The following is a 24,806-nucleotide window of genomic DNA, read 5'->3' as shown; positions in this document are numbered from 1 at the left end:
CTCAGTCGTTCCTCCCTGCCAGCAGCGCCGTCCGGATCTGGTGCTTCAACACCTTGCCCGCGGCGTTCTTGGGCAGCGCCTGCCAGATCTCCACGCGTTCGGGAGTTTTGAACTTCGCCAGACCGCGCTCGGCGAGCAGGCGCCCTACCGCGGCGACATCCGGGCCGGGACCCGACGCCGGCACGATGACGGCGCAGGCGCGTTCCCCGGTGCGCTCGTCGGGCAGTCCCACGATCGCGATCTCGGCGATGTCCAATTCGCCCACCAGGACGTCCTCCACCTCCTTGGGGGAGATGTTCTCGCCGTTGCGGATGATGAGATCTTTGGCTCGTCCGGTCACCACGAGGTAGTCGCCGTCCAGCCACTGGCCGAGGTCTCCGGTGCGGAAGAAGCCGTCGGCGTCGAATGCCGCGGCGGTGTCCTCGGGGTGGAGGTAGCCGAGCAGCATCTGCGGGCCGCGGGCCCGGATCTCGCCGCGCACCAGCCTGATCTCGGCGGCACCGGCGCGTCCGTCGGTCTCGGCGGCGTGGTCGATGTCCCCGGGGCGCAGTGAACCGACGGTGGTCACCGGCACTTCGGTCGAGCCGTACACCCGGGTTACCACGGCGTTGCCGAAATAGCGTGTGGCGCGGTGGATCAACGAGGGGGGCACCGACGCCCCGCCGCAGATGAACACCTTCAGATCGGGCAGCCGGGTGCCTGCATGGTCGGCGGCGGCCAGCAGTTGCTCGAGAAACGGTGTCGCGCCGGCCATGTGGGTGCACCTGTGGTCGGTCATCAATCGGACTCCGCGATCGGCGTCCCACCGGTCCATGAGCACCGCGGTGCTGCCCAACAGCAGCGGACATTCGAACGCGTAGATGGATCCGCCGATGTGGGCGATGGGGGAGGGGACCAGGAACGTGTCGCCGGGTTCCACCATCCAGTGCACGCGCAGTTGCCCGATCAGCGCGGCAATCGAATCATGGCTGTGCAGCACCCCTTTGGGACGGCCGGTGGTGCCCGAGGTGTAGAGGATCATGCGCACCGCGGCGGGGTCGAGGCTCGGCAGTGGTACGGGTCGTCCGGTCGGCAGTTCGGCGTGGTCGCGGACCACGACAATGTCGGGTGGCGAGGTCAGCTCGGTGCTCACCCGGGTCAGCATTGCCGCGTAGTCGTGTCCGCCGAACTGCCCTGGAATGAAGATCATTCGGCTGTCCGCGTCGTCGAGGATGTACCGCAGTTCCCGGTCCCGCAGCGACGGCAGGATCGGGTTGACCACCATGCCGGCCAGCGTGGCGGCCAGGTAGATGACGGCGGCCTCGTGCCAGTTCGGCAGCATGAACGAGACGACGCTGCCGGACGGCATCCGGTGTGCCATGTGATACGCCAAGCCGGTTGCCCGCGAATGTAATTGGTCGCAGGTGAGCTGCACGTCGCCGTCGATCAGCAGTACCCGGTCCGGGGTGTCGCGGGCCGCTTCGGTCAGAGCGTCGGCCAGGGTTCTCACGGCTGCCCTTTGACCCGCCGCATGGTCATGGAGTGCCGGAACCGATCCGACGGGTGGGTGTTCACGGTCACCTGCGCGACCTCACCGTCGGAGGTGGTGTAGGTGCGGAGCATCCGCAGCGCGGCGCTGGCCGGGGCAACGTTCAGCGCCGCCGCCAGGCCCGGAGTCACCAGCACGGCAGAGATCTCCTGGTGCACCTCGGTGATGCTCACCCCGAACAGGTCCTCGATGAGCGGGAAGATCGGTCCACTGTGTCGCTGCAGCAGCCTGCCGACCGCGGCGAATGTCCGGTTGATGTAGTACTCGGTGCAGCACACGGGTGCGCCGTCGATCTGGCGGTAGCCGCGGACCGCCAGGCATTGTTCACCGACCGCCAGGCCGGTGTGCTCGGCCATGTCGTCGTCGATGGTCACCATGGCGTTGGATTCGATGGTGAACTGCGCCCCGGTGGCGAATGCCAGCAGATCGTTGATCGACATCACGTCCTGGGCATAGGAATTCGTCGCCGCGCGCGGGACCACCAGCGTGCCGGCGCGCGGTCGCGAGGACACCAGGTTGTCGTCGCGCAGCCGCCGCAACGCCTCCCGGATGGTGTAGCGACTCACCTCGAAGCGTTCGCACAGTTCGTGTTCGGTTGGGAGCTGGGAGCCGACCGGGTACACGCCGTCCACGATCTCTTTGCGCAGGGTGCGTGCCACCTGCAGGTAGCGGTGCTCGGTGGGGCTGATTGTCATGCGCGATCCGCTTCGCTTCTCGCTGGCTCCGTCATTGACGCGATCCGCTTCGCTTCTCGCTGGCTCCGTCATGACGCGGTCCGCTTCGCTTCTCGCTGGCTCCGTCATGACGCGGTCCGCTTCGCTTCTCGCTGGCTCGGTCATGACGCGATCCCGCTACGGCGCAGCGCCAGCACGCTGCCGTCGCCGTCGGCCGAAACATACAGCGTCCCATCGGCTCCGGCGGTGATCCCGGCGAACGGGCCCTGCGGCCCGGAAAACGGCGGCATGCCCTTGAGCGGTTTGGGCACCACGCCCGGTGGCGGGCCCACGGGTAACCCGGTGGCGATGGTGCGGCGGTGCGCGGTGCCAAGGTCGTACTCGATGAGTTCCTTGGCGCCGGCGTCGACGATGTAGAGCGCCTGGTCGTGAACCAGAATCCCCTGTGGCGTGTCCAGCCCGTCGACCAGTGGTGCGACGGTCGAGCCGGCCACCCGGACCACGGCCCCGGCGACCGACACCAGCGGTGCGCCGTCGGGCCCGAAGGCCACCCCGACAGGGTGGTCGAGACCGTCGGCCAACACGTCCACCGCGCCGGCGCGGATCGCCAGCAGGCGCCCGGCGCCCTGCTCGACCACCACCGGCGTTCCGTCCGGTGCCAGCGCCACGCCGTAGGGCTGATCCACGCCGGCGACGATGACGTCGCTCTCGGCCGCGCCCGGGTGGTACCGGGCCACCGTATCGGCCGCCGTGGTGACCACGAATTCTCCTGGACCACAAGCAGTTACGCCGCGCAGAAAGCCCGGGTACCCCGCGGTGAACAGCATTCCGGCGGTCTGCAGTTCACCGTCGGCACCCACTCGGTAGAAGTAGGTACCGTCGGCGACGTAGAGGTCGCCGTCGCTGTCGACCGTCAGATCCAGCGGCCAGTTCAGTCCGCCCGGCAGCAGCGTCGACGTGCCCGAGGGCGTGACTTCGGTGATCTCCCCGGTGAAGTGGGACACGAACAGCCGACCGTCGACGAAGGTCAGGTTGTCCAGGCCGGGAGAAAGCTGGGCCAGCACGCTCTGATCGCCGGTGCGCGGGTCGATGCGCACCACCTGGCCGCTGGCCACCTGCGTCGACACGATGAATCCGTGCGCGTCGAATTTGACCGCGTCCGGGACGCCGAGACCCGCGGCGACCACCTGCGGTTGGCCCCCGGCCGGGTCGATGCGCCAGATCTCGTTGGCGCCCATCACCGGGAAGTACAACATCCCGTCCGGGCCGACCTCCATCGCGTTGGGCGACGGCACGTTCTCCAGCAGTACCCGGGGAGCGCCGCCATCCAGATCGAACTCCATCAGACGGCCGCCGGCGCGGCATTCCCCGACGAACAGCCGGCCGCGGTCGAACGTGATGCCATTGGCCGACGGCACATCGTCGCGCAGCACCCGGGTGGTGCCCGTGCGTTCGCGCACGCTGACCCGGCCGTCCATGACCTCGGTGGCGTACAGGTTCCCGTCCGTGTCGAACGCCACGTCGTCGGGCGCGATGATGTCGCCGCCCTTGGCGCTGACGGTTTCCACGCGTCCGGTGTCGACATCGACCGCGCTGATCTGGCTGCCCGTCACCTGCGCGACATAGATGCGGCCGTCAGGCCCGGTGCGCAGGCCGTTCGCGCCGAACAACCGACTCGGTGCGGTGATGCGCTGCAAGTGCCAGCCCGCGTCCGTTGACGGGGTCGACGGGTACCGCGCATCCGGGCTCATGATGTCGGACGTTAGCAAGCGGTTGTAGTCCAGACAATAGGCCGACTTCTCCTTGATCGGGCCCTTGACGGGTGAATAATCCCTGCGGAATAGTATTCTCTCATATGAAGAGCAACATATGTTGTCCGGACAAATAGGCCGATTGTGGACAGTTCGCTGAGTTTGGCCGGCCGTGTCGTGGTGGTGTCGGGTGCTGGTGGCGGTGGCATCGGCACCAGCGTCACGCGGGTGGCTGCCGAGGCGGGCGCCACCGTCATCGCGGTCAGCCGATCGCGGGACAACCTCGACGCCCATGTCGGGCCCTTGGCCGACCAGGGCCTGGCCGTGCTGCCGGTGGTTGCCGACGCCGCGACCGACGCCGGCATCGCCATCGTGCTCGACGAGGCGCGCCGTGCCGGAGGGCCGCTGTACGGCCTCGTGAATGTCGCCGGTGGCGCCGCGCCGTCGACGTGGATGCCGGCAACACGGGTCGCCCGGGCCGACTGGCGGGAATTGTTCACGGCAAACCTCGAAACCATGTTCTTCATGAGCCAGGCCGTCGCGGCGGAGATCCGGACGCAGGGCAACGCAGGCTCGATTGTCTCGGTGTCATCGATCAGCGGCATGAACACCGCGCCGTACCACATCGCTTACGGCACCGCGAAGGCCGCGATCGTCGCAGCCACCCGGACCATGGCCGCCGAACTCGCCGCCGACGGTATCCGCGTCAACGCCGTCGCACCCGGCGTCACCGAAACAGCCGCCTCGGCAACGTATGTCGACACCGATCCGGAGCGCGACCGCCGCGCCATCGCCATGGGACGGCGCGGCACACCCGAGGAACAGGCAGGCGCGATCCTGTTCCTGCTGTCGGATCTGTCGAGTTACATCACGGGCCAGACCCTGCTGGTCGACGGCGGGCTCAACCTGCGGTGGACGCATCTCGGTGCGGACAACACCTCAGTGTTCCTGAAAGACGACGACTTTCGCGCCGCCATGAGGAGGCACCAGTGACCGAAGAGCTATCCACGCCCATGACCATCGGCGTGGACGCCTACACCTCACCGGACTACGCGCGCGCCGAACGAGACCGGTTGTGGCGCAAGGTGTGGCAGCAGGTCGGCCGCGTCGAGGACCTGCCCGAAGTCGGCAGCTACCTCACCTACGACATTCTCGACGACTCGATCATCGTCGTGCGTACCGGCGCCGACGACTTCGCCGCCCACCACAACGTGTGCATGCACCGCGGTCGACGGTTGATCGACACCCCGAAGGGCGCCAAGAACGCCTGTGCCCGCACCCGCAAGTCGTTCGTCTGTGGATTCCACGGCTGGACCTACGACCTGGCCGGGGCCTGCACGCACATCCGCGAACAGGACGACTGGCAGGGTGCGCTGACGCGGGAGAACACCCGGCTCGGCCGTGTCCATGTGGACACCTGGGGCGGCTGGCTGTTCATCAACATGGACCCTGACCCGGAACCATTGGCGGACTTCCTCTTTCCCGCTGCCAAGATCCTCGACCCGTTCGGACTGGGGACCATGCGCTACAAGTGGCGCAAATGGTTGAACTTCGACTGCAACTGGAAAGTCGCGATGGAGGCCTTCAACGAGACCTACCACGTGTTCACCACGCATCCGGAGTTCAACAAGTTCGGCGAGTTCAAGGGCTGGGCGAAAGCGCAGGGCCGGCACTCCAACATCGGCTACGACGCCCCGGACGATCTGGAGGAGACCAAGTCCAAGATCCGGCTCGGCACCGGGGATCCGCGGATCTCGACGGCGGAGATGCAGGTCTACACCATGGAAGAGACCAACGCGACCACCACGCAGACCTTGGTCAACGCCGCCAAGCGACTGGTCGACGAACTGCCCGAGGGCACCCCGGCCGACAAGGTGCTCGAGCATTGGCTGATCTCCGCCCGGCGCGATGACGAGGCGCGCGGCGTGATCTGGCCGACCATCCCGCCCGACATCCTGGGCCAGAGTGGCACCGCGTGGCAGCTCTTCCCGAACTTCCAGATCGGACAGGGACTCACCAGCGCCCTGTGCTACAGCGCCCGCCCCGATCCGAGCTACGACCCCGACAAGTGCATCTTCGAGGTGTCAGTCTTCGAGCTGTACCCGAAAGGCCAAGAACCCCAGACCGAATGGGTGTACACCCCGGCCGACAGCCCCGACTGGCTGTCGGTGCTACCCCAGGATTTCTCCAACATGGCCGCCGTCCAACGGGGCATGAAATCGGCCGGTTTCCCCGGAACCAAACCCAACCCCTACCGCGAACGCAGCACCGTCAACCTGCACTACCAACTGTCGAAGTACATGGGCGTCGGAGCACCCCAGGACATCCAGTGAGGAGAGAACATGAAGGTCAACCTCGGTACCGGGGCCCAGAACTCCCACGATTGGGAGCGCGTGCTCGCCGGCGACTTCGCCAGCCCGCCCGTCACACCCGACTACAAGTGCGTGCAGGCGGCGCTGGCCCTCGGCGATCTCGCCGAACCACTGGGCTTTGACGGGATCTGGTTCCCCGAGCACCATGGCACGCCATATGGCATGACACCCAACCCGATTCAGGCGCTCACCTACTTCGCCGGGCGCACCGAGCGGGTCAGCCTCGGCACCTTCGTCGCCGTGGTGCCGTGGTGGAACCCGATCCGGCTCGCCACCCAGATCGCCTACCTCGACATCGTCTCCAATGGCCGCTACACCACCATCGGGTTGGGTCGTGGCGTGTCCAAGGCCGAGTTCGCCGCCGTCGGCGTTCCGCGCGAGGAGAGCCGCGACCGATTCAACGAGACGCTGGACATCCTCAAGCTCGCGTTCTCCGGTGAGCGGTTCTCCTACGACGGCAAGATCTTCTCGTTCCCGGAGATGTCGTTGCGCCCCGAACCGATCAGCGCGGATCTGTTCGACCGCATCTACAGCTCGTCCTCCACCGCGGAATCGCTGGAGATCCTGTCCCGACGCGGCATGGTGCCGCTGTTCGTCGGCAACAAGCCGATCAGCGATGCCGGCGAGGAGGTCCGCAAGGTCAACACCTTCCGTGCCGAGGAGGGCCTGGGCCCGTGTCAGCCGAAGAACGTGATGTTCATGTATTGCGTGGGCTCCGAAGACGAGGTGGCTCAAACCGAAGAGTGGATCTGGACCGCCAACCGGGATGTGAACGTCCACTACGGCTTTGCCGACGCGTCGAATTTCCAGGGCGTCAAGGGGTATGAGGCCTACGCCGCACGTGAGGCCAGCGCCACCGCTCTGCTGGCGTCGGAGGTCGGCAATCAGAAGAAGGGCGGCCCACCCGGATACCACGCCTCCAACCTGCTGATCGGCACGCCGCAGACCGTGTTCGACAAGCTCAAGGCCGCGCAGGAGGCGTGCTCGTTCTGCGAGGTCACCATCGTCCCGCAGTTCGGCACCATGCCGTACGAGAAGGCCTTTGACAGCGTCCGGCTGTTCGCCGAAGAGGTGCTGCCCGCCGTTCATGAGATGGACGCCCCGCTGCACCCCGCTGCGCTGCCGGAGAAGGCCAACGTATGACCAACGACTGCGGGCCCACCGATACCCCCACCGACATCGACATCGCGGCGCTGCGGGAGAAGTACCGCGCCGAACGTGAGAAGCGGTTGCGCACAGAGGGTTCCCGGCAGTATCTGCAGACCGGAGAGCAGTTCTCCGCATTCGGCGAGGTCGACCCACACACCCCGTATGTCGAGCGGGACTCGATCGACGTCGACATCGACGTGGCCGTGCTCGGTGGTGGTTTCGCCGGTCTGCTCACCGGTGCCTACTTGAAGAAGGCCGGCGTCGAGGACGTGCACATCATCGAGATGGGCGGAGACTTCGGTGGGGTCTGGTATTGGAACCGCTATCCGGGTATCCAGTGCGACAACGAGTCCTACTGCTACATACCCCTTCTGGAAGAGCTCGACTTCATGCCGAGCAAGAAGTTCGCCGACGGGGCGGAGATCTGGCAGCACTGCCGCAACATCGGCAAGCACTACGGGCTCTACGACGGCGCCATCTTCTCCACCCAGGTCAAGGACTTGCGGTGGGAGGACGACATCCAGCGGTGGCGGATCAGCACCAACCGTGGCGACGACATCCGGGCCCGGTTCGTGGTGATGGGCTCAGGATCCTTCAACCGGCCCAAGCTGCCCGGTATCCCCGGTATCAAAGATTTCGAGGGACATATGTTCCACTCGTCGCGGTGGGACTATGACTACACCGGCGGCGACAGCTCCGGCGGACTCCACAAGCTGGCCGACAAGAAGGTCGCCTTGATCGGTACCGGCGCCACGGGTGTGCAGCTGGTCCCGTACTTGGGGCGAGATGCTCAGCACCTGTACGTGTTTCAACGCACTCCGTCCACGGTCGACGAACGCAACAACATCGCGACCGACCCCGAGTGGGTCAAAACGCTGCAGCCCGGCTGGCAGAAGGAACGTCAACGCAACTTCCACGCCTGGACCTTCGAGGGCATGGCACTGGGCCAGCCGGATCTGGTGTGCGACTTCTGGACCGAGCTGGGGCGCAACACCGCAGCCCGGGTACTGGCCTTGCCGGATCCGACGGCGATGACGCCCGAGCAGTTCATGGGTCTGCGCGAAGAAGAGGACTACAAGGTCATGGAGCGGCTGCGTCGTCGAATCGAGGCGCTGGTCGAAGATCCCGACACGGCCGAGGCGCTCAAGCCGTACTACCGGTTCCTGTGCAAGCGGCCATGTTCCAACGACGACTATCTGCCGACCTTCAACCGGCCCAACGTCACCCTGGTGGACGTGTCCGAAGCCAAAGGCGTGGAACGCATCACCGCCACAGGCATCGTCGCCAACGGCCGGGAATACGACGTCGACTGCATCATCTTCGCCAGCGGATTCGAGATCACCACCGAGATCAGCAGGCGCTACTCGATCGACACCATCAAAGGCCGTGACGGTCTGTCGCTGTATGACGCGTGGGCCGACGGCTACAAGACGCTGCACGGCATGACCAGTCGTGGATTTCCCAACCAGTTCTTCACCGGCTTCACCCAGGTCGGCATCTCGGCCAACATCGCGGCGAACTACGAACTGCAGGGCGAACACATCGCCTACGTGATCGCCGAGGCGCTCAGCCGCGGCATCACCACGGTCGAACCCAGCCGGCAGGCACAGGACGGCTGGTGCCAGACCATCAAGGAGTCCTACATCGACACCTCGGCGTTCGACGCCGAATGCACACCGGGCTACTACAACAACGAAGGTGGCGGAGGCGGCGAGGGCATCCGTTCACACCTCGGTGAGCCGTACGGCCCCGGCTTCTACGCGTTCGGGGATCTGCTCAAGCGGTGGCGGGACAAGGGCGATCTCGAAGGCCTGGAAACCACGTGAACCTGCGCTTCGACGATCGGGTCGCCGTCATCACCGGAGCCGGCCGCGGCTTGGGCCGCGAGTACGCGCTGCTGCTGGCATCGCTCGGGGCCAAGGTGGTCGTCAACGATCCCGGCGGCAGCCTCACCGGAGACGGCAACGATCCCGGCCCCGCGCACGCGGTGGTCGACGAAATCCGCGCGGCCGGTGGACCCGCCGTCGCCAACACCGACACGGTCGGCACGGCCGCCGGTGGCGAGGCCATCGTCGGTACCGCACTCGAGACCTACGGCCGCATCGACATCCTGATCCACAATGCCGGCATCGTGCGGCGGGCGTCGCTCAAGGACATGAGCTACGACGACTTCGATGCGGTGCTCGACGTTCACCTGCGGGGCGCATTTCATGTTGTGCGGCCGGCTTTTCCGCTCATGTGTGCCGCCGGTTACGGCAGGATCGTGCTGACAAGCTCGATCGGTGGCCTCTACGGAAATCACGGAGTCGCCAACTATGCGGCGGCCAAGGCCGGCATCCTCGGGCTGTGCAACGTCGTCGCACTCGAGGGCGCCGCTGAGGGCGTGACGTGCAACGCCATCGTGCCCGGTGCCGTCACGCGCATGGCCGAGGGCCTCGACACGTCGGCCTATCCACCGATGGGGGCTGATCTCGTGGCACCTGTGGTGGGCTGGCTTGCGCACGAAACCTGCAGTGTCACCGGGGAAGTGTTCGTCGCGATCGCCGGGCGGGTGGCTCGTGCCGTTGTCGCGGAATCACCGGGGGTCTACCGGCCGGAGTGGACGGTCGAGGAGGTCGCCGGCGACATCGACGCCATCCGGGACCTGAGCACACCGGTGACCTTTCCGGTGGTCCCCGAGGGTCATGCCGAACACATCCGCTACAGCTTCGGGGCCGCGGACACGCAGAGCAGCGATGGGCGCGCCCATGTCTAGTGGACCTTTGCGCGGCGTACGGGTGGTCGATCTCACCGCCATGGTGATGGGCCCGTATTGCACGCAGATCATGGCCGACATGGGCGCTGAGGTGATCAAAGTCGAACCGCCCCAAGGCGACAACACGCGTTACATCTCGGTCGGCCCGGCACCGGGCATGAGCGGCGTGTTCGCCAACGTCAACCGTGGCAAGCGGGGGATCGTGCTGGATCTGCAGACCGAGGCGGGCCGGGAGTCGTTGCGGGCGTTGGTCACCACCGCCGACGTGTTCATTCATTCGATGCGGTCCAAGGCGATCGTCAAACTCGGCTTCGGTTACGACGACGTCGCGGCGATCAAACCGACGATCGTTTACACCAACTGCTACGGCTACGGCCGGCGGGGGCCGGACGCCGATCGCCCTGCCTACGACGACACCATCCAGGCCGAATGCGGATTGCCCGCCGTGCAACAGCAATTGACGGGCGAGGCCGGCTACGTCGGCACCATCATGGCCGACAAGGTCGCGGGCCTGACCGCGCTGTACGCCACGATGATGGCGCTGTTCCACCGCGAGCGTACGGGTGTGGGCCAGGAGGTCGAGGTCAGCATGTTCGAGACCATGGCCTCGTTCATGCTCGTCGAGCACGCCAACGGCGCCATGTTCGATCCGCCGTTGAGCTCCGCGGTCTACCCGCGCGCGGTCGCACCGAACCGCAAGCCCTACGAGACCAAGGACGGTCAGCTCGCGGCGCTGATCTACAACGACAAGCACTGGAATGCGTTCATCGAGCGCGTGCAGCCGCCGTGGAACGGACCGCAATTCGCGACGCTCGAGCAGCGGGCCCACCAGATCGACACCGTGTACGGCCTGCTGGCGCAGACGCTGAAGGAACGCACCACAGACGAATGGCTGCAACTGTTCCGGGACTTGGAGATTCCCGCTGCCGCGGTGCACACGCCGGACGCGTTGTTCGACAATGAACACCTCAACGCGGTCGGCCTGTTCGAGACCGTCGACAGCCCGTACGGGCCGGTGCGGTTCCCGGGCGTGCCCACCTGGTTCTCCCAAACCCCCGGCCGCATCCAGGGATTCGCACCGGAGCTGGGTGCCCACACCGCCGCGATACTGGCTGAACTCGAGCACAAGACCGGTTAGGACCATCAATGGACTTCGATCTGGGTGAAGCGGCCACCGCGCTGCGCGGCGAACTACGCGGGCTGATCGCCGAACAGATACCGGCCGACTTCCTGGGCGCGTTCACCGACGATCCAGCCGACCTCGATGTGGCGCAGAGGTTCTGCCGAACCCTGGCGCAGCGGCATCTGCTGTGCATGTCGTGGCCCGGGGAATTCGGCGGCGGTGACTCCTCGGTGTGGGAGCAGACCGTCGTACGCGAGGAGATGTGGGCCCATCACGAACCCCGCGGCGCGCAGTACATGGGAGTCAACTGGGTGGGCCCCATCATCATGCGGCACGGCACGCCGGAGCAGCAGCGCACCCACCTGCCACCCATCGCCACCGGCGAAGTGATCTGGTGCCAAGGCTTTTCCGAACCGGAGGCCGGGTCGGACCTGGCATCGCTGCGGACCTCGGCGCGCCGAGAAGGCGACGGCTGGCGCATCAACGGGCAGAAGATCTGGACGTCGTACGCCACCGTGGCGCAGTGGTGCTTCCTGTTGGCCCGCACCTCCAAAGGTGAGAAGAAACAACACGGCCTGACGATCTTCCTGGTGCCCATGTCGGATCCGGCCATCACCGTGCGGCCCATCCGCACCATGATGGGCCCGCACCATCTCAACGAGGTGTTCTTCGACGAGCTCAAGGTGACCACAGCCGATGTTCTCGGCACGGTCGACAAGGGCTGGTCGATCGTGCAGGACGTGATGTCGTTCGAACGGGTCGGTATCGCGCGCTACGCCAGGTGCGAAAAGCTGCTGCAGGCCGCGCCCGCGGTGCTCGGCGACGCATGGGACGACCTGCCGGCCGAACTGCGCGGACGTTGGGCCCGCATGCTCACGCACTGCAGAAGAGCCCGGCTCATGGCCTACCGCGTGGTGTCGCTGCAGAACACCGGGCGTGTCAAACCCGGTGACACGGCGGCCTATCGGATCGCCGTGACCAAGCTGGATCAGGACAGTGCGGAGGTACTCATGGAGATCGTGGCGGCGCTGCCACGCGGCGAGTGCGAATACTTCCGTCAAGAAGTCGAGGACCACTGGCGCTACGCACAGGCCTCCACGGTGTCCTCGGGCAGCATCGAGATGCAACGCATCCTGTTGTCCCGGGCCATGCTGGCGGAGGCCCGAACGTGATTCTCGATCTCAGCGAGGACGCCAAAGAATTTGGCCGCCAGGCTCTTCGGGCTTTCGAAGCAGCGGGCGGGGATCAGCTGCTGCAGCAGGCGGAGGCGAAACCCGACACCCGCGAAGCGCTGGTGGCGTCGGTGCTGGACGGGCTCGGCGCGTGGGAGCTCGAACCTCGCAGCGATCCCGATGCACTGGAGGCGGCCGCGGCGTTGTGCCGCAGCGCCGGATATTGGGCATTGCCCTACCCGGTGGCCGAACGGCTGGCCGGCGTAGTCGTCGTCTCCGACAGCGCGCCCGAAGCGCCGCTGGCCGGTCTCGATACCGGTTGGCCCGCGGCCGCATTGGACGGTCGGCGCAGCCGCGTCGCCCGCCTCGGCGCGGGCGGACCGGCCTTCACCACGGCGTTGGAGTTGACGGCCAACGACGGAGTCGCCGACGTCGCACTGGGTTTGGTGCTGCCGTGCTGGACCCTGCTCGGCATGCTCGACCGCGCCATCGACGTGACCGTCGCACATGTGAGCCTGCGCAGGCAGTTCGGGCAGACGCTGTCATCGTTCCAGGGTGTCCAGTTCCAGCTGACCGACGCCGAGGTCGAGCGCAGCGGTGCCGACATCCTGGCCAAGTACGCGCTGTGGAGTCTGGCCACCTCCGACACCGAAACCGCGATCAACGATGCGCTGGCGCTGCGGCTCGCTGCGATCGAAGCTGCCGAGGTGGTCTTCCGGGTATGCCACCAACTGCACGGCGCGGTCGGCTTCTGCGATGAGACCACGCTGTCCTGGCTGTCGCGCTACAGTCAGCCGTTGCGCCGCTTGCCGTTCGGAGTGTCCCGGACCCGCGACATCCTCACCCGACGTCTCGGCCGTCGCGGGCTCACCGGGCTGTTCTCATGACCGAACTCGACGCATTCCGGACGTCGGTCCGGGACTGGTGCGATCAACGCGTCCCCACCGACTGGCGCACGGCCCAAACCGGGATCAGCGACGAGGAATTCGTGGCTTTCCAGAAGTCCTGGTTCGCCGAGCTGCACAGCGCCGGCTACGCCGTGCCGCATTGGCCCGCCGAATGGGGCGGCGGACTGCGGACGCGAGGAGCACAAGGGCCGATGAGTGTGCCCCAGCAGATCGTGCTGTACCAGGAACTCGCCGCGCACGACGCTCCGCGCCTGGTACTGGCGTTCGTCGGTATCCACCACGCCGCGTCGACCCTGCTCGCCGCAGGAACCGATGAGCAACAACGCCGGCACCTGCCCGCGATCCTCGACGGCGAGATCTGGGTTCAGGGCTTCTCCGAACCCGAGGCCGGCTCCGACCTGGCGGCGCTGCGGACGAGCGCGAGACGCGACGGCGACACGTTCGTGGTCAACGGGCAGAAGCTCTGGGCCAGCGGCGCGCTGCACGCGGACTGGTGCCTGCTGCTGGCCCGCACCGACCCGGATGCGCCGAAACGGCAAGGCATCTCGTACTTCCTGATGGACATGACCACACCGGGCATCGAGGTCAGGCCGATCCGCAATGCCGTCGGCGATTCGCACTTCTGCGAGATCTTCCTCAACGATGTCGCGATCCCCGAGGCCAACCTGGTCGGTGCCGTCAACGAAGGCTGGCAGGTCGCCCAGGCCACCCTGGGAACCGAGCGGGGCATGACGATGCTGGAGTTGGCCGAGCGGCTGAGCAATGCGGGATTCCGGTGGCTCGTGCAGGCGTGTACCCCGGTCGAGGACAGCTGGGTCGCGGATCGCCTGGCGCAGTTCGAGATCGAACTCGCCGGCCTGCGTGGGCTGTGCCGCGATCTCGTGGAACGCAGCGAGACGGGGCAGACCGGCCCGGCCGATGCGTCTATCGTCAAGCTCTACTACAGCGAACTGCTGCAGCGGATGACCGGATTCGGCGCCGAGATCGGCGGTCTGCCCGCACAGGCCGTTCTGACCAAACCGGCATCCAGCGGCTGGGAATCCGGCAACTGGATGCTCGACTTCATCGGATCCTGGGAATGGACCATCCCGGGTGGGGCCAGCGAGATCCAGCGCACCATCATCGGTGAGCGGGGATTGGGATTGCCCCGATGAGTTTCACAGAACTGCATGACGAACTGCGCTCGGTGGCACAGGATCTCCTGGCCAAAGACACCGATTGGCCGCTGCTCGTGCAGGCCGGCTGGGTCGGTGTGGACGCGCCTGACGAGTTCGGCGGTTCCGGTGCCACGTTCGCCGAGGTCGCGGTGATCTGTGAGGAAATCGGTCGGGCCGCGGCGTCCACCGCCTATCTGGGCGGTGCGGTGCTCGGTATCGGCGCACTGCTCGCCGCGCAGTCGAGCGAGTTCCGCGACCAACTACTGCGGGATGCGACGACGGGCGATACCAGAGTCGCGCTCGCCTTGCCCGCCGAGGAATGCCCGCGGGAATTCGAACTCGCCACCACCCGGCTCGGCTGGCGCATTCACGGGCACGCCACGTTTGTACCGGATGCGGCTGTCGCACAACGTCTTCTGCTGCCCTCGAGCGACTCGAACGGAGAGCCGGTGCTCGTCGACGTCGCGTCGGCTGCCGTCGGTCTACGCATCGAGGAACAGCCGGTGCTCGACGAGACTCGCCGGCTGTCCACCGTGACCGCCGACGGGGTCGAGGTCGACGCCGCCGCGGTGTGGCGGTTCGATGGAGATCCGCACGCGCGGCTGCAGGTTTTGCGGGACCGCGCAGCCGTGGCCGTGGCCTGCGACAGCCTGGGACTCGCACAAGCGATGCTCGACGCCACGGTGTCCTATGTCGGCGTGCGCCACCAGTTCGGTCAACCGATCGGTGCGTTCCAAGCGGTCAAGCATGCTTGTGCCGACATGCTGGTGCGGATTTCGGTGGCGCGGCAGCTGGTGACGTCCGCGGTCAACGACCCCAACGAGATGACGGCAGCCATGGCCAAGGCCTACGCATGCGATACCGCGGTTGAGGTCGCGGGCAAGGCCATGCAACTGCACGGCGGCATCGGCTACACGTGGGAGAGCGGCGTCCACGTCTACCTCAAACGGGCCGCGCTCAACCGCTCGCTGTTCGGCTCCTCTGCAGCCCATCGGGCCCGGCTCGCGAAGCGGTACCAGTAGGGTGCCGCTGTGCAGAAGCGACACCCGGGATTCGCGACCAAGGTCACCCGTGAGTTGGCCGAAGCCATCCTGCCCGACGTCGAGACGCTGATCGATCGGCTGCTGTCGGCGATCTTCACCGACAACCCCGAATGGACCGATTACGCCAGCGTGCCCCGCGACGACCTGCGTGACGGCTGCCGGGACTACCTCACCCGCGTGCTGGAGCTGCTGAGCGGCCGGGTCGGTGAACTCGACCATGCCGACGAGGTGGTGGGGGCGATCGCCCGACACCGCGCCGAACAGGGCGTGCCGCTGGAGGTGATGCTGCGGACCTTCCGGCTCGGCGGCCGGATCGTCTGGCAGGCGCTGCTGGAGCGCGCCGAGGACACCGGTGTCGCACCCAACGACGTGCTCGATGCCGGCACCGCGACGTGGACGGTGATCGACGAGCTGTCCTCGGCACTGTCGACGTCCTACCGGGACAGCGAGCAGGAGCGGGTGCGTCACGACGAGCAGCGCCGCAATGCCCTGATCGAGGATCTGCTCGGCCGGCGTGCCGGCGACGCGGGCTTCGCCGCGCGGGTGGCGCGGGAGCTGGAGCTGCCTGCCAAGGGCGGCTACCTGGTGATAGTGGCCGATGTCCGGCCGGATGGCAGCCCTGCGCTGGTGAGCCCGCGGACCGCGCTCGACGCGCTCGGCTTCCGGTCGGTGTGGCAGACCAAGGTCGACACCCGCATCGGTGTGGTGGCGCTGGAGCAGCGCGACGCCGACGGCGTGATCGCCCGGCTGCGGCCGCTGGCCCGGGGACGGGCCGCGGTCTCGCCCGCGGTGTCGGGGCTCGCCGAGGCCGGCTCCGCCTACGCCCTCGCGCTGATCGCCTTGAGCATGGTGGCGTCGAATGCCACGGAGTTGGTGTCGTTCGGCGACCACTATCCCGAGGCCCTTCTCGTGCGGTCGCCTGACCTCGCCCAGCGACTCGTCGCTCGCAATCTCGGCGGTGTCCTGGACCGGCCGGCCCGCGAACGCGACGTTCTGCTCGAGACGCTGGTCGTCTGGCTGGAAGAGGACCGGTCAACGGCCAACGCGGCCGTGCGGTTGCACTGTCACCGCAACACGGTGCTCAACCGACTGAACCGGATCACCGAACTGATCGGCAGGCCGCTGCACGGCAGGGCGGCCTACGTCGAACTCTCCCTCGCGCTGTCCGCGCTCGATCTACCCCAGATTGGGCAGTCTGCCCAATCTGGGTGATCCAACGCTGGGCCGACGCGCATGGTGGCGGCGCTCACACCGCAGCAGACTCAACTGCGTGCGTGAGTTCGATCTTCTGGTGATCGGTGGCGGGCCCGGCGGCTACGTCGCGGCGATCCGTGCGGCCCAACACGGGCTCTCGGTGGGCTTGGTGGAAAAAGAGCGCCCCGGCGGCGTGTGCCTCAACTGGGGCTGCATCCCCACCAAGGCCATGTTGCGCTCGGCCGAGGTGCTGCAGACCGTGCGTGACGCCGCAGAGTACGGAATACGTGCCGACAACGTCGGTTTCGACTATGCCGCGGTGCGACGACGCATGACCGAGGTCGTCACCGGGCTGACCGACGGCGTGGCCGGACTGCTGAAAGCCAACGGCGTCACCGTGATCGAGGGCCACGCCCGATTCACCGGGCCCACCACCGTGGAGATCTGTGACGTCCCCGCCGGCGACGGTCCCCGGTACGCGGCGACCCCGGCCGAGGTCGTCGACCGGGCCACCGCGCGCGACGTCATCATCGCGACCGGATCCACCCCCATTCCGCTGCCCATCCCGGGCGCCGACCTACCCGGGGTGATCACCTCCGACGGCGCGTTCGGTCTCACCGAGGTGCCCGAGCGGATCGTCATCGTCGGCGGCAGCGCTGTCGGCGCCGAATGGGCCAGCCTCTTTGCCGCGTTCGGCTCGACCGTCACGGTCGTCGAGATGCGTGACACGCTCGTGCCCGCCGAGGACGCCGATATCGGTGCGGCCCTGGGCCGTTCGTTCAAGCAGCGCGGCATCACGGTGCTCACCGGCTCGACCGTCAGCGCGATCGCCCAGACAGATGCACTGCGGGTGACGGTCGATGGCCCGAAGCCGCAGGAAATCGCTGCCGACGTCGTGCTTTTCGGCGTCGGACGCAAAGCCAACACTGCCGAACTCGGCCTCGAAACCACCGGCGTGAACGCCGACGCCCGCGGTTTCATCGAGGTCGACGAGCAACTGCGGACCAGCGTCGAGGGCGTCTATGCCATCGGCGATGTCACCGGCAAGGCGTTGCTGGCCCACGTCGCGTCGCATCAGGGGCTGACCGCCGCCGACGTGCTGGCCGGACACGACAAGCGAATCGACTACAACGTCGTGCCCGCGGCCACGTTCACCCATCCCGAGATCGCCAGCGTCGGGCTCACCGAGGCGCAGGCCGCGGCGGCCGGGCACGATCCCGTGACCGCGAAGTTCCCGTTCGCCGCACTCGGCCGGGCCCGAACCTTCGGCGACACAGAAGGTTTCGTGAAGATCGTGGCCGGACGTAAGTACGGCGAGGTGCTCGGCATGCACATCATCGGGCCCGCGGCCAGTGATCTGATCACCGAGGGCGCGCTGGCGATGGCGCTTGAGGCAACGCTCGACGAACTCGCCGACACCATCCACGCGCACCCGACACTCGGCGAGATCGGTATGGAAGCCGCGCTCGCTGCGCTGGGTCTGCCCGTACACATCACGCCACCGAAGCGCTGAGGAGTTCTGCATGACGGACACGATCGACCGGCCCGCCCTCGCCGGAGAAGACCTCAACACCCTGTGCGCCTACTACCGCCAGATGGTGTTGATCCGCCGCTTCGAGGAGCGGGCCGCGCAGGGCTACACCCAGGCCAAGGTGGGTGGGTACTGCCACCTGAACCTCGGTGAGGAAGCCACCGTGGTGGGCCTCATGGCGGCGCTGCGGCCCACCGACTATCTGTTCACCAACTACCGCGAACACGGCTACGCGATCGCCAAGGGCATCGACCCCAAGCGGGTGATGGCCGAACTGTACGGCCGCAGCACCGGCACCTCCAAGGGCTGGGGCGGGTCGATGCACATGTACGACACCGAGACTCGCCTGCTCGGTGGTTACGGCATTGTGGGAGGCCAACTTCCGCTGGCGGTCGGCGCGGCGCTGGCGATCGACTACCGTGGCGGCGACGACGTGGTGATGTGCCAGATGGGTGACGGCACCACGAACATCGGCGCCTTCCACGAGTCGCTCAACATCGCAGCGCTGTGGCGGCTGCCCGTGGTGTTCGTGGTGATCAACAACAATCTCGGCATGGGCACCACGGTCGAGCGCTCGTCGGCCGAACCCGAGCTGTACAAGCGCGCCGCGGCGTACCGCATGGTCGGGGAGCGCGTCGACGGCACCGATGTGCTCGCGGTACGCGACACCGCGCGCCGGCTGGTCGAGGCGGCCCGCACGGAAGGCAAACCCGCTCTGCTGGAAGCGGTCAGCCATCGGTTGCGTGGGCACTCGGTCGTCGACCCCGCGAAGTACCGCAGTGAAACCGATGTCGCCGCAGCGCAAGACGCGGATCCGCTGGCACTGTTCAAGGCGACCCTGCTGCGGGTGGGCGCACTGGACGAGGACGGCGCAGCGGCATTGGAGCGCTCGGCCCAGGAAGAGGCCGACGCCGCCGTGGAATTCGCCGACGCGAGCCCGCACCCCGAGGTGTCCACGCTCTTCGACTACACCTACGCGACCCCGGTCTCGGGGGAGTCGCGCCGACTGCCCGCAGACCCGCTGTTCTGAGCCGCATTCTCCGCAAGAAGGGAAATCCTGGTGCCTGTCATCAGTTATCGTGAAGCGCTGCGCGAAACTCTGCGTGAGGAGATGCAGCGCGACGACTCGGTCTTCCTGATCGGTGAGGAGATCGGGGTTTTCGAGGGCTCCTACAAGATCACCGCGGGGCTGCTCGACGAATTCGGTGAGAAGCGGGTGCGCGACACTCCCATCGCCGAAGAGGGTTTCGTCGGCGCCGCAGTGGGCGCGGCCATGCTCGGGCTGCGGCCCGTTGTCGAGATCATGACGATCAACTTCTCGCTGCTGGCGCTCGACCAGATCGTCAACCACGCCGCCAAGATCTACGGCATGTTCGGCGGCCAGACCAGCGTGCCCATGGTGATCCGCACCCCCGGCGGCGGTGGGCAACAGCTCGGCGCAACGCATTCGCAGAACATCGAGCTCTACTACGCGTTCGTGCCGGGACTCAAGGTTGTCGCACCGAGCACCCCGGCCGACGCCCGTGCGCTCATGCGTGCCGCGATCCGCGATGACGATCCCGTGCTGTTCCTGGAGAACCTCGCGCTCTACAACACCAAGGGTGAAGTGCCGACCGACCTGGAGCCCGCCGAGATCGGCAAGGCCGCGGTCCGGCGGGAAGGTACTGACATCACCCTCATCGGCTATTCCCGCATGGCCGCTGTCGCAACGCAGGTCGCGCGACGGCTGCATGATGACGACGGAATCGACGCCGAGGTCATCGATCTGCGCAGCCTGCGTCCGCTCGACCGCGAAACCCTGGTGGAGTCGGTCCGCAAGACCGGATGCGCCGTCATCGCCGAAGACGACTGGCTCACCTACGGCATCGGCGCCGAGGTTGCCGCGTCCATCTCGGACGGCGCCTTCGACTACCTCGACGCCCCTGTGCGCCGCGTCGCCGCCGCCGAAGTTCCGCTGCCCTACGCCAAACCGCTCGAGCAGGCGGCCTTGCCCTCGGCCGAATCGCTCTACACCGCAGCCCGCGAAACGCTCGCCGCCGTCGGCCGGCTCTGACCACAACCGAGGACCACACGTGCCTGAAATCACCATGCCCCGCCTCTCCGACACCATGGAGGACGGCGTAATCATCGCGTGGCACAAGAAGATCGGTGATCGAGTCGAGCGCGGAGAAGTCCTCGCCGAGATCGAGACCGACAAAGCCATCATGGAGCTGGAGGCCTACGACGCGGGCATCCTCGAGCACATGCTCGCAGGCGAGGGCGACCGGGTGCCGATCGGTGTCCCGATCGCGGTGATCGGCGACGGCAGCGGCACATCGGCGGTCCCGCAGGCGGCGCCACCCGCCGCACCCAAACCCGAACCTGTTGCGGCGCCGAAGCCTTCCGCGCCGGCCGTGCGGTCCGATCGCCCCAAAGCGTCACCGCTGGCCCGCAAGGTCGCCGACGCCAACGGGGTCGACCTGGGCACCGTCGCCGGCAGTGGCCCCGGTGGCCGCATCATCCGCAAGGACGTTGACGCCGCCGCGCTACGTGACGAAACCCCTTCTACCCCAGCGCTTCCCGCGAACAGCGACACCGATGAGGTGCCGCTGACCACACTGCAGCGCGTCGCGGCCAAGCGCCTGACCGAAAGCAAGCAGAACGCCCCGCACTTCTATCTGACCGCAGCCGTTGACGTCACGGCCCTGCTGGGCTTCCGTAAAACCGTCAACGACAGCCTGGATGCGGGTGGCGGTCCCAAGGTCAGTGTCAACGACTTCATCGTCCGCGCTGTCGCGTCGGCGCTTCGCAGCAACCCCGGCGTCAACGTGTCGTTCGGCGGCGACACCCTGGTGCGCCATCACGGGGTGCACATCGGCGTCGCGGTCGCCGTCGACGCGGGCCTGGTGGTTCCGGTGGTACGCGACGCCGACCGCAAGTCCGTGTCGCAGATCGCCACCGAGACCAAGGAGATGGCCGGGCGGGCCCGCATCGGAAAGCTGCGCGCCGACGAGATGTCCGGTGGCACTTTCACGATCTCCAATCTCGGGATGTACGGCATCGAGCAGTTCGCCGCGGTGATCAACCCGCCGGAGGCCGCAATCCTCGCGGTGGGGGCGGCGGCCGACGAGCTGCGCCTCATCGACGGTGAGGTGGTGGCCCGCAAGATTCTGCGGCTGACGCTGTCGGCTGATCACCGGGCGATCGACGGCGCGACCGGTGCGATCTTCCTGCGTGATCTGACGGCGCTCCTGGAGAACCCGCTGCGCATCGTGACCTGATGCTCTCGTGCGCGGCAGCGCTCGATGAGTTCCTGGGAGACGGGCAGTCTGTACCGGTGACCGTTTCATCACCCTGAAGGAGACATCATCGTGGCTACCCGTGAGCGTGCGCCGCTGGGCGCGCCCATCTGGATCGACCTGACCACCTCCGACGTCGAGCGCGCGCAGCAGTTCTACGGCGCGGTGTTCGGCTGGACGTTCCAAACCGCAGGCCCCGAGTACGGCGGCTACGTGAACGCTGCTCTCGGGAGCCGGCCGGTCGCCGGACTCATGCGCAACGATCCGCAGTGGAACGCGCCGGACGCGTGGACCACCTACCTGCACACCGCCGACGCCGACGCCACCGTCGCGGCGGCCACGTCGGCCGGCGGCCAGAGTTGTGTCGCGACGATGGATATCCCGGACAAGGGCCGGATGGCGTTGCTCACTGACCCCGGCCGTGGGTTCTTCGGGCTGTGGCAACCGGCGGGCCACGACGGCTACGAGACCGCCGACGAGGCCGGCGCGCCTGCCTACTTCCAGTTGACCACCCGCGACTACGCAGGCTCGCTCGAGTTCTACCGCACAGTGTTCGGCTGGAGCACCGAGACAGTGTCCGACACCGACGAATTCCGGTACAGCACAGCCTCGTTCAACGGGGTGCCGGCGCTGGGGGTGATGGACGGCAGCGCGTTCCTACCCGAAGGTGTGCCCGCGACGTGGACGGTGTTCTTCGGTTCCGACGACGTGGACAAGACCATCGAATTGATCGTCGAGAACGGTGGCTCGGTGGTACGACCGGCTGAGGACACGCCCTATGGGCGCTTGGCCGCCGTGACGGACCCGACCGGTGCCGCGTTCAATCTGACGTCTCTGCCGGACTGAGCGCGAAGTCGGCGAAGTCGAATCCTGGCACCACCACACAACTGACCAGGGCCGGTTGGTCATCGAGCGGCCGCGCCCGCTGCCAGTAGCCCGGCGGGACCAGCAACTGCGGATGCTGCCCAGCCGCGATGTCGGGGCCGAGCACCTGCGCGGCCGCGTCGTCCTGCTCGGCGCCGATCTCCAGCTCCAGCGGGCTGCCGCGGTGATGGAACCACAGCTCGGCACTGCGCACCGTGTGCCAGGCCGATTGCTGCCCGGGCATGAGCAGGAACAGGATCGCGGTACCCGCGTTGCGCGGGCCGGTATAGCCCAGGGGTAGCGCGGCTTCGCTCACGGTCAGGTCACTGCGCCAGGTCTCGCGGTACCAACCGCCCTCGGGGTGCGGGGACAGATCGAGCTCGCGGGCCCAGTCCGGTAGCAACGTCACACCCGATAGTCTCGTCGCTATGGTGCGTCTGCGTCCAGGTTGGCTGGTGGCTCTGTGCGCGGCCGTCCTGGTGGTGGTCGCGTGGCTGCCGTGGTTGACCACGAGCGCCAACGGCGGTGGACGGGCCAATGCGATCGGTGGAGCGGTCGGCAGCATCGTGCTGCACCAGGGCTTCGGCGCCGGGCAGTTGATCGTGTTGCTCGGCTCGACGCTGATCGTGGCGGGTGCGATGGCTGGGCGTGGGCTCTCCGAGCGGATGGCATCGGCTGCGGCGCTGCTGGTTTCGCTGATGCTGATCGGGTTGATGGTGTGGTACTACACCCTCAACGTCAAGCCGCCCGTGGCCGCGGGTTACGGCCTGTACGTCGGAGGGGGACTGGCTGTGGGTGCCGCGGTGTGTTCGGTGTGGGCATTGGTGTCGACGTTGGGGCGGTCATGAGCGAATTCGTCAAGCCCGTGGAACTGACCGGTCAGCGGTGGGTGCGGCTGGAACCGCTCACCCGCGCGCATATCCCCGAGATCGACGCCGCAGCCGCCGACGGTGAGCTGGGCACCCTCTGGTACACCATGACCCCGGCACCCGGTGGGGCCGAGCAGTGGGTCGAGCGCATGCTCGAATTGCGGGCCGCTGACCACGGCGTGAGTTTCGTGGTCCGCAGCCTCGACGGCAGGCTCGTGGGTTCTTCGAGCTATCTGCATGTGGACGGGCCCAACCGCAGGCTCGAGATCGGCCACACCTGGTACGTGGGGGAGGCACGGCGCACGGGCGTCAATGCCGAGACGAAACTGCTGATGCTCGGCCACGCGTTTGACGAGTTGGACTGCGTGGCAGTGGAATTCCGCACCCACTTCTTCAACTTCGCCAGCCGGGCGGCGATCGAGCGGTTGGGCGCCAAGCTGGACGGCGTGCTGCGCAGCCACCAGATCGCGTCCGACGGCTCGCGGCGCGACACCGTGGTGTATTCGATCCTCGACATCGAGTGGTCGGCGGCGCGCAACAACCTGAAGTTCCGGCTCGATCAGCTCGCGGGCTGACCGACCCCGATAGCACCCACCCGCAACGGTTCTCCGCACTGGTCGCACGTCAACGCGGCGGTGAATCCGGCGCCGCAGCTGGTGTGGGTCAACAACACTGCCGGGCCCTCGGGCGTGGTGTACCACCGCTGCGCCCAGTCCAGTGCGGTGAGCAGGATCGGCAGTACCGCCCGGCCCTTCTCGGTGAGGCGGTAGCGGCCGTCGCCGGCCTCCAGCACGCCGTAGGAGGTGAGGATCTGCAGCCGATCGGTCAGTGATCCCGGTGGCGCGCCGAGCAACTCTTGGTAGGTGCTGAATCGGCTGGTGCCGACGAAGCTCGCGACCAGGATGGCGAACGACCACCGGTTGCCCAGGATGCTCATCGTCTGGGGGAACAGGTCGGGCTGACCGGAGGCCCGGTCGGTATGGGTGCGCCGGCGGGTGGATTCGACCGGCATGGATCGCTGCCAGGATCCGCTCGGACCCCAGTGCGCGGTAAGGGTTTTCTCGTTCGTCGTCGCGCCGCAGCCCCGGCAGGTCAGCACGGGGGAACACGCGGCGCCGCAGCCACGGTGATACATGGCAGGCAGCGGCTCGGTGTGCTCGGGCACCCACCGGCGTTCCCACTCCCAGATGGACACCAGCACCGGCCACAGCGACCAGCCGCGCTTGGTGAGCCGGTACTCGAAGCGTGACGGATTCTGTTGGTATTCGCGACGTTCGAGCAGGCCCTCACGGGTCATCGTGGCCAGGCGACGCGTCAGAACCGAGTTGGAGATCGGCAGCCGCGCCATGAACTCGGTGTAGCGGGTGGCTCCGAGCAGAGCCTGCTGCGCGACCAGCAGGGTCCATTCGTCACCGAGCAGGCCGAGCATGCGGCCGAC

Annotated in this window: 23 protein-coding genes; 18 read left to right on the top strand and 5 right to left on the bottom strand. The window is 67.2% G+C overall.

The window, feature by feature from the left end:
• Position 1: 1 nt before the first annotated feature.
• From BTO20_RS29530 to BTO20_RS29520, 3 genes are all read right to left on the bottom strand, one after another.
• A complete protein-coding gene (locus BTO20_RS29530; protein WP_087079448.1) occupies positions 2-1,489 on the bottom strand; it encodes an AMP-binding protein in 1,488 nt (495 codons plus the stop codon).
• Positions 1,486-2,223, bottom strand: a complete 738-nt coding sequence (locus tag BTO20_RS29525) for a GntR family transcriptional regulator (RefSeq protein ID WP_087079447.1) — start codon at positions 2,221-2,223, stop codon at positions 1,486-1,488. The genes BTO20_RS29530 and BTO20_RS29525 overlap by 4 nt, the downstream gene beginning before the upstream one ends.
• Before the next feature lie 140 nt (positions 2,224-2,363).
• A complete protein-coding gene (locus BTO20_RS29520) occupies positions 2,364-3,953 on the bottom strand; it encodes an SMP-30/gluconolactonase/LRE family protein (protein WP_087079446.1) in 1,590 nt (529 codons plus the stop codon).
• 144 nt (positions 3,954-4,097) lie between these two features.
• Between BTO20_RS29520 and BTO20_RS29515 the strand changes: the two genes are divergently transcribed.
• From BTO20_RS29515 to BTO20_RS29440, 16 genes are all read left to right on the top strand, one after another.
• Complete coding sequence (locus BTO20_RS29515; RefSeq protein WP_087079445.1) at positions 4,098-4,946, top strand: SDR family NAD(P)-dependent oxidoreductase; 849 nt, start codon at positions 4,098-4,100, stop codon at positions 4,944-4,946.
• Positions 4,947-4,966: 20 nt separating this feature from the next.
• A complete protein-coding gene (locus BTO20_RS29510) occupies positions 4,967-6,286 on the top strand; it encodes an aromatic ring-hydroxylating oxygenase subunit alpha (RefSeq protein WP_087079444.1) in 1,320 nt (439 codons plus the stop codon).
• A 9-nt stretch (positions 6,287-6,295) separates the two neighbouring features.
• Complete coding sequence (locus BTO20_RS29505) at positions 6,296-7,468, top strand: LLM class flavin-dependent oxidoreductase (protein ID WP_087079443.1); 1,173 nt, start codon at positions 6,296-6,298, stop codon at positions 7,466-7,468.
• Positions 7,465-9,300 (top strand): flavin-containing monooxygenase, encoded by a 1,836-nt coding sequence (locus BTO20_RS29500; RefSeq protein ID WP_087079442.1) that lies wholly within the window; start codon positions 7,465-7,467, stop codon positions 9,298-9,300. The genes BTO20_RS29505 and BTO20_RS29500 overlap by 4 nt, the downstream gene beginning before the upstream one ends.
• Positions 9,297-10,229, top strand: a complete 933-nt coding sequence (locus tag BTO20_RS29495) for an SDR family NAD(P)-dependent oxidoreductase (protein ID WP_087079441.1) — start codon at positions 9,297-9,299, stop codon at positions 10,227-10,229. Before BTO20_RS29500 ends, BTO20_RS29495 begins: the two co-directional genes overlap by 4 nt.
• A complete protein-coding gene (locus BTO20_RS29490; RefSeq protein WP_087079440.1) occupies positions 10,222-11,367 on the top strand; it encodes a CaiB/BaiF CoA transferase family protein in 1,146 nt (381 codons plus the stop codon). The genes BTO20_RS29495 and BTO20_RS29490 overlap by 8 nt, the downstream gene beginning before the upstream one ends.
• Positions 11,368-11,375: 8 nt before the next feature.
• Positions 11,376-12,524, top strand: coding sequence for an acyl-CoA dehydrogenase family protein (locus tag BTO20_RS29485; RefSeq protein WP_087079439.1), 1,149 nt, complete (start codon positions 11,376-11,378; stop codon positions 12,522-12,524).
• The gene (locus tag BTO20_RS29480; protein ID WP_087079438.1) at positions 12,521-13,411 is read left to right on the top strand and encodes an acyl-CoA dehydrogenase family protein; all 891 of its coding nucleotides are present in this window, start codon (positions 12,521-12,523) and stop codon (positions 13,409-13,411) included. The genes BTO20_RS29485 and BTO20_RS29480 overlap by 4 nt, the downstream gene beginning before the upstream one ends.
• The gene (locus BTO20_RS29475) at positions 13,408-14,586 is read left to right on the top strand and encodes an acyl-CoA dehydrogenase family protein (RefSeq protein ID WP_087079437.1); all 1,179 of its coding nucleotides are present in this window, start codon (positions 13,408-13,410) and stop codon (positions 14,584-14,586) included. The genes BTO20_RS29480 and BTO20_RS29475 overlap by 4 nt, the downstream gene beginning before the upstream one ends.
• Positions 14,583-15,611 (top strand): acyl-CoA dehydrogenase family protein, encoded by a 1,029-nt coding sequence (locus BTO20_RS29470; RefSeq protein ID WP_087079436.1) that lies wholly within the window; start codon positions 14,583-14,585, stop codon positions 15,609-15,611. The genes BTO20_RS29475 and BTO20_RS29470 overlap by 4 nt, the downstream gene beginning before the upstream one ends.
• A 9-nt stretch (positions 15,612-15,620) precedes the next feature.
• Complete coding sequence (locus BTO20_RS29465; RefSeq protein WP_087079435.1) at positions 15,621-16,844, top strand: PucR family transcriptional regulator; 1,224 nt, start codon at positions 15,621-15,623, stop codon at positions 16,842-16,844.
• A 58-nt stretch (positions 16,845-16,902) separates the two neighbouring features.
• Positions 16,903-18,339 carry a dihydrolipoyl dehydrogenase gene (gene lpdA / locus BTO20_RS29460; RefSeq protein ID WP_087079434.1) on the top strand — a complete coding sequence of 479 codons (1,437 nt, stop codon included), beginning with the start codon at positions 16,903-16,905 and terminating at the stop codon, positions 18,337-18,339.
• A 10-nt stretch (positions 18,340-18,349) separates the two neighbouring features.
• The gene (gene pdhA, locus BTO20_RS29455; protein ID WP_087079433.1) at positions 18,350-19,387 is read left to right on the top strand and encodes a pyruvate dehydrogenase (acetyl-transferring) E1 component subunit alpha; all 1,038 of its coding nucleotides are present in this window, start codon (positions 18,350-18,352) and stop codon (positions 19,385-19,387) included.
• A gap of 39 nt (positions 19,388-19,426) precedes the next feature.
• Positions 19,427-20,410, top strand: a complete 984-nt coding sequence (locus tag BTO20_RS29450; RefSeq protein ID WP_198344583.1) for an alpha-ketoacid dehydrogenase subunit beta — start codon at positions 19,427-19,429, stop codon at positions 20,408-20,410.
• A 19-nt stretch (positions 20,411-20,429) separates the two neighbouring features.
• Entirely contained in the window at positions 20,430-21,617 is a 1,188-nt protein-coding gene (locus tag BTO20_RS29445; protein ID WP_198344105.1) for a dihydrolipoamide acetyltransferase family protein, read from the top strand.
• A 90-nt stretch (positions 21,618-21,707) separates the two neighbouring features.
• The gene (locus BTO20_RS29440; protein ID WP_087079431.1) at positions 21,708-22,481 is read left to right on the top strand and encodes a VOC family protein; all 774 of its coding nucleotides are present in this window, start codon (positions 21,708-21,710) and stop codon (positions 22,479-22,481) included.
• Here BTO20_RS29440 and BTO20_RS29435 read toward each other — a convergent pair.
• The gene (locus tag BTO20_RS29435) at positions 22,456-22,908 is read right to left on the bottom strand and encodes a cupin domain-containing protein (protein WP_087079430.1); all 453 of its coding nucleotides are present in this window, start codon (positions 22,906-22,908) and stop codon (positions 22,456-22,458) included. The genes BTO20_RS29440 and BTO20_RS29435 overlap by 26 nt on opposite strands.
• Positions 22,909-22,927: 19 nt before the next feature.
• Between BTO20_RS29435 and BTO20_RS29430 the strand changes: the two genes are divergently transcribed.
• Positions 22,928-23,347 (top strand): hypothetical protein, encoded by a 420-nt coding sequence (locus BTO20_RS29430; protein ID WP_198344104.1) that lies wholly within the window; start codon positions 22,928-22,930, stop codon positions 23,345-23,347.
• Complete coding sequence (locus BTO20_RS29425; RefSeq protein WP_087079429.1) at positions 23,344-23,943, top strand: GNAT family N-acetyltransferase; 600 nt, start codon at positions 23,344-23,346, stop codon at positions 23,941-23,943. Before BTO20_RS29430 ends, BTO20_RS29425 begins: the two co-directional genes overlap by 4 nt.
• Here BTO20_RS29425 and BTO20_RS29420 read toward each other — a convergent pair.
• Positions 23,928-24,797 (bottom strand): winged helix-turn-helix transcriptional regulator, encoded by an 870-nt coding sequence (locus BTO20_RS29420; protein ID WP_087082866.1) that lies wholly within the window; start codon positions 24,795-24,797, stop codon positions 23,928-23,930. The two genes, BTO20_RS29425 and BTO20_RS29420, sit on opposite strands and share 16 nt — an antisense overlap.
• Positions 24,798-24,806 lie beyond the last annotated feature (9 nt).

This window comes from Mycobacterium dioxanotrophicus (assembly GCF_002157835.1).
GTDB lineage: Bacteria > Actinomycetota > Actinomycetes > Mycobacteriales > Mycobacteriaceae > Mycobacterium > Mycobacterium dioxanotrophicus.
This window is presented reverse-complemented; position numbering and strand designations above follow the sequence as displayed.

What these genes read in the sequence shown, in the direction of transcription:
- BTO20_RS29525 (WP_087079447.1), bottom strand. Translation starts at nt 2,223, where the DNA reads ATGACAATCAGCCCCACCGAGCACCGCTACCTGCAGGTGGCACGCACC.
- BTO20_RS29520 (WP_087079446.1), bottom strand. Translation starts at nt 3,953, where the DNA reads ATGAGCCCGGATGCGCGGTACCCGTCGACCCCGTCAACGGACGCGGGC.
- BTO20_RS29510 (WP_087079444.1), top strand. Translation starts at nt 4,967, where the DNA reads ATGACCATCGGCGTGGACGCCTACACCTCACCGGACTACGCGCGCGCC.
- BTO20_RS29505 (WP_087079443.1), top strand. Translation starts at nt 6,296, where the DNA reads ATGAAGGTCAACCTCGGTACCGGGGCCCAGAACTCCCACGATTGGGAG.
- BTO20_RS29500 (WP_087079442.1), top strand. Translation starts at nt 7,465, where the DNA reads ATGACCAACGACTGCGGGCCCACCGATACCCCCACCGACATCGACATC.
- BTO20_RS29490 (WP_087079440.1), top strand. Translation starts at nt 10,222, where the DNA reads ATGTCTAGTGGACCTTTGCGCGGCGTACGGGTGGTCGATCTCACCGCC.
- BTO20_RS29485 (WP_087079439.1), top strand. Translation starts at nt 11,376, where the DNA reads ATGGACTTCGATCTGGGTGAAGCGGCCACCGCGCTGCGCGGCGAACTA.
- BTO20_RS29475 (WP_087079437.1), top strand. Translation starts at nt 13,408, where the DNA reads ATGACCGAACTCGACGCATTCCGGACGTCGGTCCGGGACTGGTGCGAT.
- BTO20_RS29470 (WP_087079436.1), top strand. Translation starts at nt 14,583, where the DNA reads ATGAGTTTCACAGAACTGCATGACGAACTGCGCTCGGTGGCACAGGAT.
- pdhA (WP_087079433.1), top strand. Translation starts at nt 18,350, where the DNA reads ATGACGGACACGATCGACCGGCCCGCCCTCGCCGGAGAAGACCTCAAC.
- BTO20_RS29430 (WP_198344104.1), top strand. Translation starts at nt 22,928, where the DNA reads ATGGTGCGTCTGCGTCCAGGTTGGCTGGTGGCTCTGTGCGCGGCCGTC.
- BTO20_RS29425 (WP_087079429.1), top strand. Translation starts at nt 23,344, where the DNA reads ATGAGCGAATTCGTCAAGCCCGTGGAACTGACCGGTCAGCGGTGGGTG.
- BTO20_RS29420 (WP_087082866.1), bottom strand. Translation starts at nt 24,797, where the DNA reads ATGCTCGGCCTGCTCGGTGACGAATGGACCCTGCTGGTCGCGCAGCAG.